General features: G+C 70.5%; 3 protein-coding genes. 2 read left to right on the top strand and 1 reads right to left on the bottom strand.

Features of this window, described 5'->3' with window-relative positions; all coding sequences use genetic code 11:
- Window positions 1-780: 780 nt before the first annotated feature.
- Window positions 781-1,761, top strand: coding sequence for a hypothetical protein (locus tag K6I34_RS34030; protein ID WP_229331902.1), 981 nt, complete (start codon window positions 781-783; stop codon window positions 1,759-1,761).
- Between the two features lie 103 nt (window positions 1,762-1,864).
- On the opposite strand, the gene K6I34_RS34025 is transcribed toward K6I34_RS34030, so the two are convergent.
- Window positions 1,865-2,932 (bottom strand): AI-2E family transporter, encoded by a 1,068-nt coding sequence (locus K6I34_RS34025; protein ID WP_229331901.1) that lies wholly within the window; start codon window positions 2,930-2,932, stop codon window positions 1,865-1,867.
- A gap of 129 nt (window positions 2,933-3,061) precedes the next feature.
- Between K6I34_RS34025 and K6I34_RS34020 the strand changes: the two genes are divergently transcribed.
- Window positions 3,062-3,351: glutamate-cysteine ligase family protein (locus K6I34_RS34020; RefSeq protein WP_229331900.1), on the top strand; the 290-nt coding region annotated here is incomplete at its 3' end.

The raw sequence follows: 3,351 nt of genomic DNA, 5'->3' as shown, positions 1-3,351 counted from the left end.
ACCTCGCACCCATTCGAAGCAACGGCGACTACGTGCTGGTGCCGACTGCTCACGGCCTCAACCTCGTTCCCCGCCAACAGGTCAAGGAGACGGACGAGTGACCCGCACCCCAAAGATCGTCGTCGGCTCGTACGTAGTCGATGAGGTCCGAAAGGTTGTTGCCCAGGTCATGGGCCACGAAGGACCACGCTTCCAACTCCGTCTGCCCAAGGGCGGTTGCGAGTGGGAAGCGGCACTTGAGAACGTACGCCCAGCGACGCTCAGAGAGGAACTGAGGGCCAAGGTCCAGGCCGCCAACGAGGCTTCAGAAGGGCGGCTGTGAGCGCGCACACCGTGATCAGGTACGCAGGCTGGATGATCGGCCCCGAAACAGCACCAGAAGCCCCGCCGATCACCCACGAACTCGAATGCACCACCTGCAACGCTGTCTCGGGGGCAAGCGAGGACTTCGCCACGCTCCAGGACTGGGGGCCTCCAGCACTCCGGCCGCAGCCCCTCCCACACCGGCTACCGCGAGATCATCCACCGGTACTGGCGAGCCACCCCAGCGGGGTGACCAGCACTCCGTAGGCTCCTGCCTCTGCCGCCCGGTGGTCGGCAGGGGCAGTCCCCGGGCCCGCGTCGACCTGGCGCGACGCAGGCCCCGGGGTCCCCGTCGAGTACCAGTCGATTGGGGCCCTTAGCTGGTCGGTCCGTCCCGTTGAAGTAGTCGTTATGGGCAGGATCGTGCACACCGGCCCTGGCTGTCGGTCGACCTGAGCCGGGCGTTAGCCTCGGCGGATGATTTCTGTGCGGTCTCCGAAGACCATCACGCGCCACCGCGACGGGTGGATCCATGCCTACGTGGTGGACTCCGACGCTTTCGGGACGCTGGAGCCCGTCGCGTCGTTTCAGCCGCGGGCAGGCGACGAGGTCGTGGCGTCGGTGGTCCGGCCCGATCTGGAGCGGGTCGTGTATACGACGCTGAACGGGGTCGTTTGCCTCACGCGCGGCGGTGACCCGGTGTGGGCGTCGGCTTTCGCGCCGCACTCCGACGTGCGCCACGGTCACCGGCCTGGTTGTGCGCTGTCCCTGGACGGTCGGACTGTGTGGGTCTACCGGCCGGACGCGATGGCGGGACGCGGGGGCGGGGATCAGTGGGTCGTGTACGACGCCGACAGCGGGGCGGTCCTCGCCTGCCGGGAGCTGGAGACGGTCGGGCACGGTGCCGGCCACCACGTGCACCCCGTGGACGGCAGCATCTACCTCGACATCGGTGAGGGCCAGGACGGCTCCGTCATTCTCAGGGGTGCGATCGGGGCCGACGGTGAGCCGGAGTTCGTGACGTACCCGTGGTGGGACCGCTGCCTGATCGACCTGGCGCCGGGCGGTGAGCAGTTCATGACCGTCGACCACGGGCAGGGGGACGTCGCCTTCCACAGCCACCCCGGCGGGGACGTGCTCTTCACCCTGTCCGTCGAGGCCTTCGGGTACGAACCGGAGGAGGGGACCTTCGTGGAATGGAGCGGCGGCTATCTGACCTCGGACACGGCCGCCGTCACCCTGGGCGGTGAGACCGAGGACGGGGAGGAGTGGTTCCGCTACCACCTGGTCGACGTGCGCACGGGCACGCTCAGCGGTGAGATCGCCGTCGAGGCGGCCAGCCCGTACGAGCTGGTGCCCCTGGGTGACGGCTCGTGGCTCACCGACGGCCCGGACGGCCATCCCGTCCGTTGGTCCCGCGCTCCGCTGTCGTCCGCGCCGCCGCACCTGGAAGGTTGACGGGCGGTCACTGGCTTGCCACCGGGGAGCGATCGGTCGGCCGGACCGGCCAACTACCACTCAGTCACGGGTCCGGCTTTGGCGGCCGCGCGCATGGGCCCCCTCACGCCGAATCGATCCGCGGAAACACCGTCTCCTCCAGCACGATGTTGATCGCCACCGCCACCGGGATGGCGATCAGCGCGCCCACGATGCCCAGGAGCGCCCCGCCGATCACCACGGCGACGACCGTCACGAGCGGGTGCACGTCGACCGCGAAGCGCATCGCCTTCGGCATGATGAGGTAGTCCTCGGCGAGGCGGAACGCGGTGTAGAAGCCCGCGGTGCCCAGGGCCACCGGGAAGGACACCGCGAGGGCCACCAGGCTCACCACCACGCCGCCGATGGTCGAGCCGACGACGGGCACCATGTCGAGGAGCGCGACGAGTACGCCGAGGGCGGCCGCGTACGGGACGTCCAGGACGGCGCACCAGGCGAACGTGGCCAGGCCCGCGATCGCCGATGTGACGGCGTTGCCCAGCATGTAGCGGCCGACGCGGACGAGCGTCTCCTCCGTCAGCACGATCACGCCGTCGCGGCGGGCGCGCGGTACGAAGCGGTAGCAGAAGTGCTTCAGCTGTTCCATGCCCACCATGAAGTACACCGTCAGCACCACGACCAGGCCGGTGCCCACCACCGCGCTGATGACCAGGTGTCCTGCCCCCAGGAGCCCGCCGACCAGGGTGGAGCCCAGGCCGGAGCCGAGTTGCTGACGTACCTTCGAGACCAGGTGGAAGCGGTCCTCCAGACGGCCCAGCGTGGAGTGGTGGTCGTGCAGCTGTTCCAGCCACTTCGGGACGGCCGCGACGAGGGCGGAGATCTCGTCGGAGACGGGCGGGATCACCAGGGCCAGGAAACCCGCCAGGAGGGCCAGCGATACGAGGATGACCACGGTCACAGCCCAGCCGCGCCCCATCCGGCGGCGCGCGAGCCAGGCCACCACCGGCTCCAGGCTGATCGCCACGAACAGGGCCAGCAGCAGGAGCGTGAGGACACCGCTGATCCGGAGGACCGTCTGTACGGCCAGATAGGCCAGCGTCAGGCCCAGCCCGGCACCGAACCCGGCGGCGAACCAGCTCGCCGTCGGGCGCACCAGCACCCGCGGAGTCCGCGGACCGCTCTCCGACTGCATCGTGTCCTCTCCGGCCGTGGTCCCCGGCTCCCTCTCCGTACCCCGGGCGGCGCCGCGCCCACCCGGCCGGCGGAGAAGACCACCTGCTGAGCCGAGCCGCGGTCGGCCGACAGCGGGTACACGTACGACGTGATCACCCTGGGAGTCGAAGAGGAGTACCTCCTGCTGGACCCCGCCACGGCCGTCCTCGTCCCGCTCGCGGACGAGGTGCGCACGGTGGCCGGGCTCCAGCCGTTCCTCGACGCGCGCGAGGTCCAGTCGGAGCTGCTCCAGTCCCAGCTGGAGGTCGCCACCCCCGTCTGCGCCGACCTGACGGGCCTGCGCGCGCACCTGCTGCGGCTGCGCGACGCCGTCGGCGCGGCGGCGGACAAGGCGGGCTGCCGGCTCGCGGCCACCGGGACCCCGCCCCTCGCCTGCGC

Source organism: Streptomyces sp. UNOC14_S4 (genome assembly GCF_020740835.1).
Classification (GTDB): domain Bacteria; phylum Actinomycetota; class Actinomycetes; order Streptomycetales; family Streptomycetaceae; genus Streptomyces.
The sequence above is the reverse complement of the archived record's forward strand: the minus strand, read 5'-3'. Positions and strand labels throughout refer to the sequence as shown.